The sequence below is a fragment of the Streptosporangium sp. NPDC000509 genome, assembly GCF_042898365.1.
Taxonomy (GTDB): domain Bacteria; phylum Actinomycetota; class Actinomycetes; order Streptosporangiales; family Streptosporangiaceae; genus Streptosporangium.
Window position 1 is genome coordinate 249,853 of sequence record NZ_JBIAYX010000007.1, and the last position, 13,679, is coordinate 263,531.

Here is a 13,679-nt window from a genome sequence, read left to right on the forward strand (position 1 = left end):
CAAGCCCGGATCCCCCGGCCCTTCGGAAGGGCTCCGCGGCCGGGGGTCAGAGGTCGACGCGGGCCAGGAGCGGCAGGTGGTCGCTGCCGGTGGCGGGCAGGGTCCAGGCGGCGACGGGGACCGCCGTACGGGTCATGACGTGGTCGATCCCGGCGAGGGGGAGGGCCGCGGGCCAGCTGAAACCGAACCCCCTCCGCGCCGAGACCAGCCGCGAGGTGAGCGGGGCCAGGCCACGGTCGTCGACGGTGCCGTTGAGGTCGCCCAGCAGAATGACCCTGCCCAGCGTCTCCGAGGCGACGGCCGCACCCAGCGCGGCGGCGCTCTCGTCCCTGCGACCGGACCCGAAACCGTCCGACGGCCGGATACGGATCGAGGGAAGATGCGCGACGTACACGGCCACGTCCCCGTGCGGCGTCCGCGCGGTGACCCGCATCCCGCGGTTCCAGTCGGGTCCGACGTCCGCGGGCCTGATGTCCACCGGCCGCGCGTCCGCCAGCGGGAACCTGGACCACAGGCCGACGGTGCCCACGACCGCACGGTGGGGGTGGCCGGAGGCGAGAACGTCCTCGTAGAAGGGCCGGACGACAGGCGTCAGCTCCTCCAGGGCGATGAGGTCGGCCCCGGCCCCCGCCAGGGCGAGTGCCGTCCCCTCGTGGTCGGGATTCTCCTCGCCCACGTTGTGCTGGAGCACGGTCAGGTCACCCGCCGCCTCCCGGTCGGCGGGCAGCACCCGCCCGCCGAAGACCACGCCCCATACCGCCGCGGGCAGCACCAGGGACACCGTCGCGAGGACCGAGCGGCGCAGCAGCGCCAAACAGAGCAGCGCGGGAACGGCCAGGCCCGCCCACGGCAGGAAGGTCTCCAGCAGGCTGCCGAGATTGCCCACGCCGTTGGGCACGACGGCGGGGAACGCGAGCAGCACCGCCACCAGCACGGCGACCGACGCGAGAACCCGTCCCCGCGACCGCGTTCCCGAAGCCCCTGAGTACCTTGAAGACCCTGAGGAACCCGAGGATTCCCCGGATGCTCCGTCCGGCGCGTCCCGCCCCCGTCTCCCTCCCCACACCCGGAGCCCGGCCCGGCGAGCGTCCTTCTTCCCGCCCTCCCCGCCACCGGCCTTTCGATCTTCGATGCTCATGCGTCCGACCGTACGATCATCGCGGCCCGGCCGGGCCTCCTATCGCGAAACGGACATCTAGTCGGCTGAGAGACGTCCGGCGAGCCGGTCCAGGCCCTGCCTGATCATCTGTCCGTACCCGTCGTCATCGAGTGCGCCGACGGCGGCGCGTCCGCGTTCGAGGTGGTCGCGTGCCCGGTCGAGGTCGCCGAGCCTGCGGTAGGCGTCACCCAGGTTGAGGTGCAGGGATGGGTAGAAGCCGCTCACGGAACCGGCGACGCCCACCTGCCGGGCCCGCTCGTCGGTGACCAGGTCGGCCGCCTCCAGGGCGCGCAGGTCCCAGAGCAACTCCTCCTTCACCTCGTCCTGCACATCGGCCATCCAGTGAGCGAGAGCGCACCGGTGCAGAGGATCGCCCGTCACCCCGATCTCCTCCCACAACTCGGAGAACAGCCTCCGAGCGGCCTTCCGCTCACCCCGCCTGCCCAGATCGGCGGCATGGCCGATCCTGGCCATCATCACATCGGGTGTCACATCGGGCTCGGTCATGCGGTCTCCTCAGCGGAAGGTCAACGGCCAACAGTGCGGCGACTGTAGCGACGGCCACCGACACAAACCGCCGTGAACGTCCGGCACCGTGGCGGCGGTTCACGGTGACACGCACCCGCCACCGGAGACGGGGGCCTGCCGAGCGATTCACGTGTCCGACGGCCGGTGCGGCACACCCCAGTTCCACAGTGCCTGGAGGACGGGGCCGAGATCGCGCCCGCGGGGGGTGAGGCTGTAGCGCACCCGGGGCGGCCAGTCGGGGCGGCGGTGGCGATCCAGCACACCGGCCTCGGCCAGGTGCGCGAGCCGGTCGGACAGCACCTTGTCCGACAGCGCGGGCAGTGCCTGGCGAAGCTCGCTGAACGTACGGTCGCCCCGCAGCAGTTCACGGATGATCAGGGTCGTCCAGCGTCCGTGCAGGGCCGCCAGGGTGATCTCCACCGGACATGACGGGGTGGGTTCTGTGACGTTCGCATGGGGATGGTCGGGCAGGCCCGAACAACCAACCGTTTGGTGAGCCACGAAGGCGCCTCCTAGCGTTGCCGCGTCCGAGTTGTTTCTACCGAAACGGAGCGATGATGCGACAGCTTGCCGAACATCCGGAGGATGTGCCCACCGTCTTCGCCGAGCGGTTCAACGCCGGTGACGTCGAGGCGGTGGCGGAGATCTACGAGAGCGACGCCGTGTTCGTCTCGGAATCCGGCGCGCCGTTGACCGGAGAGCAGATCAACGCCGCCAACGGCCGCTTCCTGGACCTGGGACTGCCGATCACCGTCCGTCCGCGACACGTCCACACCACGGGCGACCTCGCCCTGCTGATCGTCGACTGGGTGATCGACGGCACGGACCGCGGGGGCCGGCCCGTGCACCTCCAGGGCACCGCCACCGACGTCGCCCGACGGGGACAGGACGGGTACTGGAGGTACGCCATCGACAACCCCTTCGGCGCGGCGGAGAAGGGGTGAGGGTCTTCTCGGTCGCCGGAGCGACCGAGGGATCCACCGCGCCAAGGGAAGTCGGCGAAGAGTCCGTCTCAGCTCAGGAGATCTGAACTCCCGCTGCCTCGGTCGTCGAGGACGAGGGCGGACCGCCCGTTGACCGTGTAGCGGATGTGCGTGACCTCGGGGGTGTGGATCACCCTGGTGGGGATGAGCTCGATCGCCTCCTTCTCCGCGAGGCCGAGGCCGAGGTCGGCGCCCGGCCTCGCGCCCGCGCCCAGCCCCGCGTCCAGGTCGGCCCCCGGACCCGCGCCCAGGCCCGCGCCGATGTCGGCGCCGAACAGGCTCATCCCCCTGCCGAGCACCACCGGGACGATGTGCAGCTCCAGCTCGTCCAGCAGACCGGCCTGGAACACCTGGCGCAGCAGGGTGCCGCCTCCGGCGATCGCCACGTTCTTGCTCCCCGCGACGGCGCGTGCCTGCTCCACCGCACTGGCGACGCCGTCGGTCACGTACGTGAAGCTCGTCCCGCCCTGACGCATCAGGGTCTCGCGGGAGCGGTGGGTCACGACGAACACCGGCGCACGGAACGGCGGCTCGTCGCCCCAGGGAACCTCGCCTCCGTCCGCCATGTTCCGTCCCATGACGTAGGCCCCCGCGGCCTCGAACGACTCGGCGATGATGTCGGAGTTGACGTCCTTCTCACCGCCCGCGAAGCCCTGCCGCTCGCGCCAGGCCATGGCGTCGATCACCCACCGGGTGACCCGGAAGAAGCCCGCGGCCTCCTCCGAGTGCAACCAGCCCGACCGCTCACCGGTGTGTCGCGGACCGGCGTAGTAGCCGTCGAGGGACACCGACATCTGTGCCGTCACCTTTGTCATATCGCTTCGCTCCTGTTCCGGCGGCCCCCCGCTGAGGCCCGCTCGGTGAAGGATCGGAGCCGCGAACCGGATTTCTACCTGCCCGCGCGAATATTTTTTGCGCGGCCTCGGCTCGGCTCTCACAGCGGATGACGCGATCTCGCGACCGGTCGGTCCGGCTCGCGCGACGGGTGGCGCGACCGCTGCCCGGGCTGGTTACCGGTGCACGCCACCGGACGACGCGATCTCGCGTCCGGTCCGACTCTCACAACGGACGACACGACCTCGCGGCCGGTCGGCTCAGCGCGCGCAGCGGGCGGCACGCAGCAGGAGGAACCGCTGCTCAGGACGACTACCGGCCAGACGCGCCGCCTCTCGGTACGCCGAGGACGCGGCAGCGGTCTCCCCCGCCCGGTCGAGCAGGTAGGCGCGGACGGCGAGCAGCCGGTGATGACCGGCGAGCACCCCGGATTCCAGCTCGTCCAGCAGCGCCAGCCCGGCACGCGGTCCGCGCGCCATCCCCAGCGCGACCGCCCGGTTGAGGGTGGTGACGGGGTTGGGGTGCAGGCGCTCCAGAATCTCGTACAGCTCCAGGATCTGCTTCCAGTCCGTCGCCTCGGCCGACGGCGCCTCGTCGTGTATCGCCGCGATGGCGGCCTGGACCTGGTACGGGCCGAGCCGGCGGGTCGCGAGCGTACGGGTGAGGATCTCGGTCCCCTCCGCGATCGCCTCGGCGTCCCAGCGGGACCGGTCCTGCTCCTCCAGCGGCACGAGCACTCCGTCGGGGCCCGTACGCGCCGCGCCGCGTGCCTCGGTGAGCAGCATCAACGCCAGCAGGCCGGCGACCTCGCCGGAGTCGGGCAACCGCGCGTACAGCCGCCGTACCAGGTTGACGGCCTGTCCGGTGAGGTCGGGCCGACGCAGATCCGAGCCGGAGCTGGCGCTGTAGCCCTCGTTGAACATCAGGTACAGCACGTGCAGCACGACCCGCAGCCGAGGCCCGTGCTCGGGATCCGGAGGCAGCTCGAACCGCGCCCCGGCCTCCCGCAGGCGCTGCTTGGCCCGCGAGACGCGCTGTCCCATCGTCTTCTCCGGCACCAGGAAGGCCGCCGCTATCTCGCCGGTGGTCAGTCCGGCGACCGCCCGCAGTGTGAGCGCCAGCTGCGACGAGACGGTCAACGCCGGGTGGCAGCACAGGAACAGCAACTCCAGCAGGTCGTCACGGGCCACCTCGGCGTCCGGCGGCGGCGCGACCAGCGCGTCGCGCGGCGTGGCGTCGAGAGCGGCCCTCTCCCGACGCTCCCGTGCGCTGTCGGCCCGGACCCGGTCGATGTACCGATTCGCCGCGACCTTGTTGAGCCAGCCCAGCGGGCGGGCCGGGACACCGTCGCGCGACCAGGCTTCGGCCGCGGTGATCAGCGCCTCCTGTACGGCGTCCTCGCAACGGTCGAAGTCCCCGTACCGGCGCACCAGCGAACCGAGCACCCGGGACGCCGACGACCTCAGCAGCTCCTCGACCGACTCAACCGAGTCGACCGGCTCGACCGAGTCGTCCAGCTCAGCCGCCCCAACCGACTCAGCCGACTCGTCCGCTTCAACCGGCTCGACCGGCTCATCCGGCTTGACCGACCCAGCCGGCTCAGCCGACTCAGCCGACTCGTCCGCTTTGATCGGCTGAACCGGCTCATCCGGCTTGACCGGCTCGAAAGGCTCGTCAGACCTCGTCACTCGCCCAGTCACGTCCCATCAGCGGCCACACTTCCAGGCCACCGCCGTACAACGTCCCCGGATAGGCCCGCGCGATCTCCATCGCCCGCTCCTCGTCGTCCACCTCGACCACGAAGTAGGAGCCGACGAACTCCTTCGCCTCGACGTACGGGCCGTCGGTGACGACCGCGTCACCGCCCACCCACCGAACCGATCGCGGCCGGGGCATCAGCCCTTCGGCCTCAAGGAGCTCTCCCGACTCGCGCAGCGTCTCGTTGAACCCGTCGACCTTGGCGATCAGACTCGCCATGTCCTCCGGCGCGAGAGCGTTCCAGATCTCCTCGTTGCCGTAGATCAGCATCAGATACTTCATCGTGCCGTCCTCCTTGTTGATAGCGGACCGTATCGTGACAGCACGACGATCCTTGGGGAAGCCACTCCATGGTCCGGGAAAATGCCCGGCCTCCGACTCGATGTGCCGCCCGTCGTCGGATTACCAGGCACTCATGCGGCCGGGTAGGCCGTTCCCCGGATGAGGAAGGACATCGGTGTACGCACCGCGGGCAGCAAGAAGCGCTCCAGAGCGGTGATGGTGAACCCGGCCTGCTGGATCACCAGCGCGCTGTCGCGACCGGTGTGACAGCCACCGGCCAGGCGCGGCCAGACGGTGGCGTCCAGCAGGTCCTGCACCCACCTCATCCCTGCCGAGTCGGCGCGTACGTGCTCCAGGAACCGCAGCTGCCCACCCGGAGCCAGCACCCGGCGCATCTGGCTCAACGCCGCGTGCGGGTCGGGCAGCGAGCACAGCACCAGTGAGGCCACCGCGGCGTCGAAAGTGCCATCGGCGGCCGGAAGGTGCTCGGCCAGGCCCTCGCGGACCTCGACAGGGACCGGTGCCCGTACAGCCGCGGCACGGGCCAGGTGACGCAGCCGCGGCTCCGGCTCGATCGCGAGCACGCGCGTGACGGTGGACGGGTAGTGGGCGAAGTTCAGCCCGTTTCCCGCACCCACCTCGATCACCTGACCGGACAGGCCCTCCAGCAGCGCCTGGCGATGTCCGGCCAGCCCTCGCTTCTCCACGACCCGGCTGATGCGGGCATAACAGCGGGCGAAGAGCGGATGGTCGACACTCGTGGCAGCCATGCCGTTCTTCTTCCCGCTCGTCACCGTCTCACCGGGTGAGGGCGGGAGCAGACGGTGTCCCCGTGGGGGAGTGACCGGTCCGCCGTCGCGCTCGGTTACCGCGGTCGTACGGTCCGGAAGAAGTGCCGAATGTCGGAGATCAGCAGGTCCGGGGCCTGCAGCGAGGCGAAGTGGCCACCTCGGGGGTGATGGGACCAGTGGGTGATCGTGTTCGACGACTCCGCCAGCCCGCGGATCGCCCGGTCGCCGGGAAAGTTCGCCACACCCGTCGGGACCGGTGAACGCTCGGGAGGCCGGCCCCACGTCTCCCCGGCTTCCAGGTAGAACCGGGCCGCCGATCCGGCGGTCGCGGTCAGCCAGAAGATCGTGACATTGGTCAGGATGGCGTCACGGTCGACGGAGGTCTGCTCGGTTCCGGCGGGGTCCCAGTCCACGAACCACTCCAGGTTCCAGGCGAGCTGACCGACCGGGGAGTCGTTGAGCGCGTACGCCAGGGTCTGCGGCCGAGTACCCATCTGCGTGGCGTAGCCGGAGCGGCCGTACCACCACATCTCGTTCTGCTCGGCCTGCTCCCTCTCCGCCTCCGAGAGCATGTCCAGCATGCCGGGATCGGCCGGGGTCGCGGCGTTGGCCAGCGCGTTCACGTGGATGCCGATGACGCGCTCGGAGTCCACCCGGCCGATCTCCGGGGAGACGACGCTGCCCCAGTCGCCGCCCTGGGCGCCGTAGCGCCGGTATCCCAGGCGTCGCATCAGCTCGGCCCAGGCCCGCGCGACGCGGGTGACGCCCCAGCCGGTCTCCCGCGTCGGCCCGGAGAACGCGAAGCCCGGCAGCGACGGGATGACGACGTGGAAGGCGTCCGCCGGGTCCCCGCCGTGTGACCGCGGGTCGGTCAACGGCCCGATGAGGTCCAGGAAGTCGTACACCGTGCTCGGCCACCCGTGGGTGATGATCAGCGGAGTGGCGTCGGGCTCGGGCGAGCGTACGTGCAGGAAATGGATGTTCTGCCCGTCGATCGTCGTGGTGAACTGCGGGACCTTGTTGAGGCGGGCCTCGTGCTCCCGCCAGTCGTAGCCGGTACGCCAGTGCTCGACCAGTTCGACGAGGTAGTCCTTGTTCACGCCGTAGGACCAGCCGACGCCGGGAAGTTCGTCCGGCCAGCGGGTACCGGTCAGGCGGTCTCGCAGGTCGTCGAGTTCGGTCTGCGGAATGTCGATACGGAAGGGCGTTTCTGTGCTCATGCCGCCCACCCTGTGCCCCGTGTAGGACAGCTCCGTTCCTATACAGGGGCGATAGTGGAGGAATGTTGGAAACACCCGCTCGACTGCTGCGACTACTGTCGTTGCTGCAGACGCACCGCGACTGGTCCGGTACGGAACTCGCCGAGCGGCTGGGAGTCACCACCAGGACGGTGCGGCGCGATGTCGACAGGCTTCGTGAGCTGGGCTACTCGATTCGCGCCTCGATGGGCCCGGTCGGCGGTTACCGGCTCGGAGCCGGTTCCTCGCTACCCCCGCTGTTGCTGGACGACGAGGAGGCGGTCGCGGTCACGGTCGGCCTGCACAGCGTGGCAGAGGTCGAAGAGGCTTCGCTGCGTGCCCTGACCAAGATCGAGCAGATGCTGCCGTCCCGGTTGCGACACCAGGTCATCGCGCTGAGAAGCGCGGTGGTCGCGATGTCTCCCGAGAGCGGCCCGCCGGTGAAGGCGGCGGTGCTCACCGCGATCTCGGCCGCGATCCACGCTTCCGAGGGGCTGCGTTTCGACTACGTCAGCCATCACGGGGCCGGGTCCCGCCGCGGCGTCGAGCCACATCGCCTCGTCTGCTGGGGACGGAAGTGGTATCTGGTCGGCTGGGACGTCGAACGGACCGACTGGCGCACCTTCCGGGTCGACCGGATCTCGCTGCGAACGCCCAACGGCCCCCGGTTCACCCACCGAGAACCACCCGACGGCGACGTCACGACCTACCTGTGCAGAAAGATGGGCTTCGAGATGTGGCCACTCCGCGCCAGGCTGCGGATGCACGCCTCCGCGGCGGACATCGCCGGACGCGTCAGTGGAATCGTGACACCCGTCGACGACCACACCTGCCTGCTGGAAATCGCCACGGACTCGTTCGATCTCGTCGCGTTCACCGTAGGCATGCTCGGCGTCGACTTCGAGGTCGAATCTCCCCCGGAACTCGCCCGGCATCTCCGCGAACTGTCCCACCGCTTCGCCAACGCGACCGCCCTCCCGTGACGAGGATTCCGCCCGTCAAGAGAACGTCCTGGACAGCGGCGACGCGCCTGCTCCCCGAAGCCGTAACCTCATCTCACCAGACGCTGTGCGAGATCGACCAGCTCGGGCAGGCGCAGCACCCGCTCACCGGCCCCGGGCAGCGGGACGTGCAGGGGTTCGGTCCAGCGTACGGGGATCGCGTCGGCTCCGTAGACGGCACCCGCGAGACCGCCGGTGACCGCGGCGACGGTGTCGGTGTCACCGCCCAGGTCGATCGCGGCGCGTACCGCGTCCGCGTAGCCGGAGGTGGTACGCAGTGCCCAGAGTGCCGAGCCGAGGCAGGGCCAGACGGCACCGTTGGGCTCGGTGGCGTCGTCAGGGTGCCAGTGTGACGCGAGAACGACGGAGTATCGCTCGCGCTGGTCGGGATCGACGAGGGCGAGGCTGTCCGGCAGCGCGGCGACGGGGTCGCCGCCCTCCAGCGCCACACGCAGCAGATCGTGGAAGATGGCCGTTCCCTCCCACGCCGCGGGGTCGCCGTGGGTGAGCGCGGCGATGCGGCGGGCGGCGTCCATGGTGGCGGTCTGCCCGTGCCGGGCGAAGTAGACCGCCGAGGTGGTGGCCCGCATCAGCGAGCCGTTTCCCGCGGCGCGGTGGTTGATCTGGAAGTGGGTCGCGGCCGCGCGGTCCCAGGGCATGCCGTTGGTCAGGACATCCTCGGTCTGCAGCCCGATGTCCTTGGGATCGGAGGCCGCCCAGCGCTGAAACCTGGCGAAGACATCCGGCAGGTCCAGCCCTTCGCGCTCCAGCAGCGACTCCGCCAGGTGCAGGGCCATCTGCGTGTCGTCGGTCGCCTCCCCGACGTCCCAGCCGCCGCCCCCGCACATCTCGTTCTCCTTGCCGGGAACGTCGCCGGGAGTGTTACCGGGAACGCTGTCTGGAACGTCGCCGGGAGCACTGCCTGGAACGCCGCCTGGAACGGGAAACCGGGCGGAGAACGCCCCGGCGGGACCGAATTCGAAGGGAGCGCCCAGCGCGTCGCCCACCGCCGAGCCCACGACGGCACCGATGGCACGGTGAGTACGGTTCATCGCGGCAGCCTACAGAAAGACATCTCCGGCACCGAGCCTCGAATCCTCCGACTTCGACGGGAGCGGCGGCGCATCCGTCGAAGGCTGCGGCACTCACCACGATCTTCGACCGCGTTCCGAGCCTCCGAGGGGCCGCGAAATTCGCTTCGCGTCGCGTGGGAGAGGCTCTACTGTGGCCGGGTGGCGACTCAGATGATCATCATCAACGGCGGCTCCAGTTCGGGGAAGTCCGGGATCGTACGGTGCCTGCAGGCCGTTCTTCCGGATCCGTGGCCGGCGTTCGGCGTCGACTCGTTCATCGAGGCGATGCCCGCGAGGATGCGGGCGTCGACCGAGGGGCTCGAAATCGCGGCGGACGGCGGGGTGAGCGTCGGGGCGGACTTCATGGAGCTGCAGACGGCCTGGATGCGGGGCGTCGTGGCCATGGCCCACGCCGGCGCCAGGGTCATCGTCGATGACGTCTTCCTCGGTGGAGCCGCCACCCAGCAGCGGTGGCAGAGGCTTCTGGGCGAGCTGGACGTGCTGTGGGTCGGTGTGAGGTGCGAGGGTGCGGTCGCCGCAGGCCGTGAGATCGCACGCGGTGATCGGGTCCAGGGGATGGCCGCGTCGCAGGCGGAGGTGGTTCACGACGGCGTGATCTATGACGTGGAGGTGGACACCACGCATACCGAGTCCCTGGCGTGCGCGCGGATCATCGCCGCCCGGGTCGGCTGATCGACGAACCGGCCCCGTAGAGCGACCATCTCCAAGATCAGAATTTGACCACGACCACCGGCCCGCCGAGCCCTCCCCGCCAGACACACCGACACCCTAATGCGACATAACACCCAATAAGCGGACATATAGGACGATTCCGAAGCGTCCAGGAACACAAACCGGTAACGGCTCGTGCCCGTGCGATCACAACGCTTGACAGGAAGGCCCGTTTGCAATGTTATGCACTTAACCGACTTATTAAGTAGGAATTAAGGAGTAACCCATGAAGGCTCGCAGGCTCCGGGGGACGGCAGTGGCACTGGCCGCGGTCACGGTGACAGCCCTCGCGGCGGCCTGCGGAGGAGGCGGGGGGTCCTCCGGCAGTGACAGTGCCACGGCGAAGACAGAGGTCCGCCTCGGCTTCTTCCCCAACATCACGCACTCCACGGCCCTGGTCGGGGTGCAGAAGGGGCTGTTCGCCAAGGCGCTCGGCAACGACGCGACGCTGAAGATCTCGACCTTCAACGCCGGCCCCGCCGCGACCGAGGCGATCTTCTCCGACGCCATCGACGCCACCTACATCGGACCGAACCCGGCCATCAACGCCTGGTCGAAGTCCAAGGGCGAGGCGATCAAGATCGTCGCAGGCGCGGCGTCCGGCGGCGTGTTCCTCGTGGTCAAGCCCGAGATCAACGGCGTCGAAGACCTCAAGGGCAAGAAGATCGCCACACCTCAGCTCGGCAACACCCAGGACGTCGCGCTGCGCTACTGGCTCCAGGAGAAGGGCATCAAGACCGACACCAAGGGCGGCGGCGAGGTCTCCATCCTCCCCCAGGAGAACGCCCAGACCCTGCAGACCTTCGCCACCGGCGACATCGACGGCGCCTGGGTGCCCGAGCCCTTCGCGAGCCGTCTGGTCCAGGAGAGCAAGGGCAAGATCCTCCTCGACGAGACCGACCTCTGGCCGGACAAGAAGTTCGTGATCACGCACCTGATCGTGCGGCAGCAGTTCCTCAAGGAGCACCCCGACTTGGTGAAGAAGCTCGTCGAGGCGCACGTCGAGGCCAACGACCTCATCCAGTCCGACCCGGCGGGCGCCAAGGAGTCGATCAACGCGGAGCTGAAGGAGCTGAGCGGCAAGCCGATCGCCCAGGAGGTCCTGGACAGCGCCTTCGGCAACATCACCTTCACCAACGACCCGATCGCGTCCTCCCTCGTCGGCAGCGCCGAGCACGCCCAGAAGGTCGGCCTGCTCGACCCGGTGGACCTGAACGGCATCTACGACCTCACGATCCTCAACGAGGTCCTGAAAGCCAAGAACCAGCCTGCCGTGAGCGACAAGTGACCGGCCCGAGCGAGCACCACAGAACAGAAGAGTCGAGGCGGCACCCCCGGTCACCATCCGGCGAGCCGCTGGTCAGGGAGGCGAAGTGACAGCTCCGATCCAGGAGCTGCGCCCCGGCCGGACCGACGGGCACGAGCCCGCGGTCCGGCTGGACGCGGTTTCCAAGGTGTACGGCAGGGAACTCCTGGCCCTGGACCAGGTGACGCTCTCGGTGGACAGGGGCGAGTTCGTCTGCCTGCTGGGAGCGTCCGGCTGCGGCAAGAGCACGCTGCTCAATCTCGTCGCGGGTCTCGACCGTCCCACCGCCGGGGAGATCGACACCAGGGAAGCCCGAATCGCGATGATGTTCCAGGAGCCCGCCCTGTTCCCCTGGCTCACGGTCTCGGGGAACATCGAGCTGGCGCTCCGGGTGACGAGTTCGGGCAAGACCACGAAGAAGGAGCGCCAGGCGCGGGCGAAGGAACTCCTGGAGATCGTCCACCTCGCCGACTTCGGCCACAAGCGCCCGCACGAGCTCTCCGGCGGCATGCGCCAGCGGGTCGCGCTCGCCAGGGCCCTCGCCCAGGAGGCCGACGTACTCCTCATGGACGAGCCCTTCGGCGCCCTCGACGCCATGACCCGTGACCTGCTCCACGACGAGCTGGAGCGGATCTGGCGGGAGCGGGAACTGGCCGTCCTGTTCGTCACCCACAACGTGCGCGAGGCCGTACGGCTCGGCGACCGGGTCGTCCTGCTGAGCAGCAGGCCCGGCACGGTGATCGAGGACTTCCCCGTGACGCTGCCGCGGCCCCGCCGTACCGACTCCGCCGAAGTGGCCGAACTCGCCTCCACCATCACCGACCGGTTGCGCCAGGAGGTGTTGCGCCACGCCCAGCCGGCGGCGCAGCGGCCCGCCGGCACCGGGACCGAGAAGTAGCGGGTGACCAATGACTGCTGATCTCTCCCAGCACATCGCCGGCCTGGACGCGCTGGAACTGTCCCACCGGGAACGACAGAGCCTCGCCTCCAGGATCTGGGCCAGAACCTGGCCGATGCTCTCGGCGATCGCCCTCGTCCTCGCCGTCTGGGAACTGGTCGTGCTCAGCGGCTGGCGCCCGGAGTACGTCCTGCCCGGCCCCTTCACCGTCCTGGCGGATCTGTGGAACCGCCTCGGTGAGGCCGAGTTCTACCAGGCCGTGGCCGTGACGATGCGCCGCGCGGTCACCGGGTTCGCGGTCGCGGTGCTGGTCGGGCTCGTGGTCGGCGCGGCCGTGTCACGGGTCAAGCCGCTGCGGGCCGCGCTCGGCTCCCTCATCACCGGTCTGCAGACCATGCCCTCCATCGCGTGGTTCCCGCTCGCGATCCTGTTCTTCAAGCTCAGCGAGAGCGCGATCCTGTTCGTGGTCGTCCTCGGGGCGGCACCGTCGATCGCGAACGGACTCATCGCCGGCGTGGACTACACCCCGCCGATCCTGCTCCGCGCCGGGCACATCCTCGGCCTGCGGCGCCTCGCGCTCTACCGGCACGTCATCCTGCCCGCGTCACTGCCGTCGTTCCTGTCGGGACTCAAGCAGGGCTGGGCGTTCGCGTGGCGGTCCCTGATGGCGGGCGAGCTGCTCGTGATCATCGCCCATCAGGCGTCGATCGGCGAGCAGCTCGACAACGCCAGGGAACTCTCCGACGCCCCCGGCCTCCTCGCCACGATGATCGTGATCCTGGTCATCGGCATCGTGGTGGACATGTGCTTCGGCGCGGCGGACAACGCCCTGCGGCGTCGCTGGGGACTCGACCAGGGCGTCGGCTGAGAGCGCGGCGACAGCGGCGGCAGCGGCGACAGCGGCGACACGGTCACCCGCGTTCGACCGGTCGCCGCTGCCGGACCACGACGGCGTCCCGCAGCCGTGGCGGACCGTACCGACGAACCACCCACGCGCCCGGACGGCGTCGTCGGCGCCACCGGAAGACCATCGACGTCACGGGCGAAACCGGCGGCCATTCCCAAGATCAGAATTTGACGACGATCGGTCGAAGGT

At 69.7% G+C, this 13,679-nt stretch carries 15 protein-coding genes; 6 read left to right on the forward strand and 9 right to left on the reverse strand.

Going from position 1 to position 13,679, the window contains the following annotated elements; all coding sequences use genetic code 11:
- Nucleotides 1–46: 46 nt before the first annotated feature.
- The 3 genes from ACFY3D_RS15475 to ACFY3D_RS15485 form a co-directional block, all read right to left on the reverse strand.
- Nucleotides 47–934, reverse strand: a complete 888-nt coding sequence (locus tag ACFY3D_RS15475) for an endonuclease/exonuclease/phosphatase family protein (protein WP_389979801.1) — start codon at nt 932–934, stop codon at nt 47–49.
- Between the two features lie 261 nt (nt 935–1,195).
- The gene (locus tag ACFY3D_RS15480) at nt 1,196–1,666 is read right to left on the reverse strand and encodes a hypothetical protein (RefSeq protein WP_350945618.1); all 471 of its coding nucleotides are present in this window, start codon (nt 1,664–1,666) and stop codon (nt 1,196–1,198) included.
- Nucleotides 1,667–1,813: 147 nt separating this feature from the next.
- Entirely contained in the window at nt 1,814–2,107 is a 294-nt protein-coding gene (locus ACFY3D_RS15485; RefSeq protein WP_389979804.1) for a winged helix-turn-helix transcriptional regulator, read from the reverse strand.
- Nucleotides 2,108–2,241: 134 nt separating this feature from the next.
- Here ACFY3D_RS15485 and ACFY3D_RS15490 point away from each other — a divergent pair, with 134 nt between their 5' ends.
- A complete protein-coding gene (locus ACFY3D_RS15490) occupies nt 2,242–2,631 on the forward strand; it encodes a YybH family protein (protein ID WP_389979807.1) in 390 nt (129 codons plus the stop codon).
- Nucleotides 2,632–2,699: 68 nt separating this feature from the next.
- On the opposite strand, the gene ACFY3D_RS15495 is transcribed toward ACFY3D_RS15490, so the two are convergent.
- From ACFY3D_RS15495 to ACFY3D_RS15515, 5 genes are all read right to left on the reverse strand, one after another.
- Nucleotides 2,700–3,485, reverse strand: coding sequence for a dihydrofolate reductase family protein (locus tag ACFY3D_RS15495; RefSeq protein WP_389979810.1), 786 nt, complete (start codon nt 3,483–3,485; stop codon nt 2,700–2,702).
- A 279-nt stretch (nt 3,486–3,764) separates the two neighbouring features.
- Entirely contained in the window at nt 3,765–5,192 is a 1,428-nt protein-coding gene (locus ACFY3D_RS15500; RefSeq protein ID WP_389979813.1) for an RNA polymerase sigma factor, read from the reverse strand.
- Nucleotides 5,179–5,544 (reverse strand): YciI family protein, encoded by a 366-nt coding sequence (locus ACFY3D_RS15505; RefSeq protein ID WP_389979816.1) that lies wholly within the window; start codon nt 5,542–5,544, stop codon nt 5,179–5,181. Before ACFY3D_RS15505 ends, ACFY3D_RS15500 begins: the two co-directional genes overlap by 14 nt.
- A 131-nt stretch (nt 5,545–5,675) precedes the next feature.
- Nucleotides 5,676–6,314, reverse strand: a complete 639-nt coding sequence (locus ACFY3D_RS15510) for a class I SAM-dependent methyltransferase (protein WP_389979819.1) — start codon at nt 6,312–6,314, stop codon at nt 5,676–5,678.
- A gap of 95 nt (nt 6,315–6,409) precedes the next feature.
- Nucleotides 6,410–7,555 carry an epoxide hydrolase family protein gene (locus tag ACFY3D_RS15515; protein ID WP_389979822.1) on the reverse strand — a complete coding sequence of 382 codons (1,146 nt, stop codon included), beginning with the start codon at nt 7,553–7,555 and terminating at the stop codon, nt 6,410–6,412.
- Nucleotides 7,556–7,617: 62 nt separating this feature from the next.
- On the opposite strand from ACFY3D_RS15515, the gene ACFY3D_RS15520 reads away from it, so the two are divergent.
- The gene (locus ACFY3D_RS15520; RefSeq protein WP_389979825.1) at nt 7,618–8,556 is read left to right on the forward strand and encodes a helix-turn-helix transcriptional regulator; all 939 of its coding nucleotides are present in this window, start codon (nt 7,618–7,620) and stop codon (nt 8,554–8,556) included.
- A 68-nt stretch (nt 8,557–8,624) separates the two neighbouring features.
- Here ACFY3D_RS15520 and ACFY3D_RS15525 read toward each other — a convergent pair whose 3' ends face one another.
- Nucleotides 8,625–9,626: an ADP-ribosylglycohydrolase family protein gene (locus ACFY3D_RS15525; RefSeq protein WP_389979828.1), complete on the reverse strand. Its 1,002-nt coding sequence runs from the start codon at nt 9,624–9,626 to the stop codon at nt 8,625–8,627.
- Between the two features lie 180 nt (nt 9,627–9,806).
- Between ACFY3D_RS15525 and cpt the strand changes: the two genes are divergently transcribed.
- The 4 genes from cpt (at nt 9,807) to ACFY3D_RS15545 (ending at nt 13,451) form a co-directional block, all read left to right on the forward strand.
- Nucleotides 9,807–10,340 carry a chloramphenicol phosphotransferase CPT gene (gene cpt, locus ACFY3D_RS15530; protein ID WP_389979831.1) on the forward strand — a complete coding sequence of 178 codons (534 nt, stop codon included), beginning with the start codon at nt 9,807–9,809 and terminating at the stop codon, nt 10,338–10,340.
- A 265-nt stretch (nt 10,341–10,605) separates the two neighbouring features.
- Nucleotides 10,606–11,667 (forward strand): ABC transporter substrate-binding protein, encoded by a 1,062-nt coding sequence (locus tag ACFY3D_RS15535; RefSeq protein ID WP_389979834.1) that lies wholly within the window; start codon nt 10,606–10,608, stop codon nt 11,665–11,667.
- Between the two features lie 85 nt (nt 11,668–11,752).
- Nucleotides 11,753–12,583, forward strand: coding sequence for an ABC transporter ATP-binding protein (locus ACFY3D_RS15540; RefSeq protein ID WP_389778768.1), 831 nt, complete (start codon nt 11,753–11,755; stop codon nt 12,581–12,583).
- Nucleotides 12,584–12,593: 10 nt separating this feature from the next.
- On the forward strand, nt 12,594–13,451 hold the full coding sequence (locus ACFY3D_RS15545; protein ID WP_350945636.1) for an ABC transporter permease: 858 nt from the start codon (nt 12,594–12,596) through the stop codon (nt 13,449–13,451).
- The last annotated feature ends 228 nt before the right edge of the window (nt 13,452–13,679 follow it).